Origin of the sequence: Nostoc sp. 2RC, assembly GCF_014222165.1 — a bacterium.
Taxonomy (GTDB): domain Bacteria; phylum Cyanobacteriota; class Cyanobacteriia; order Cyanobacteriales; family Nostocaceae; genus Nostoc; species Nostoc linckia.
In genome coordinates this window covers 1-232 of the sequence record NZ_JACKZU010000862.1, presented here as the reverse complement: position 1 = coordinate 232, position 232 = coordinate 1, and the positions used below count along the sequence as shown (strand labels likewise).

Sequence of the window (232 nt, the reverse complement as noted above, 5' to 3'; positions counted from 1 at the left end):
CCTTTACCAGTATCACAGAAATCGCAAGCCATCGGACAACCTACCTGGGTAGAAACACAGACTGTCAACCGCTTGTCTGTAGGAATACCAACGGTTTCCACGATTTCACCGTCGCTCAGTTGTAGGAGATACTTAACGGTCCCATCCGAGGCCACAGACCGATGGTGAATGGTAGAACGTCCAATGGGGACATCGGCAACAGCAGCCCGCCATTGTTTAGAGAATACAGAAA

Annotated in this window: 1 pseudogene; it reads right to left on the bottom strand. The window is 50.0% G+C overall.

From position 1 onward, the window contains the following. Positions 1–232 (bottom strand): annotated as a pseudogene (locus GNE10_RS35285) (23S rRNA (adenine(2503)-C(2))-methyltransferase RlmN); the annotation flags it as partial.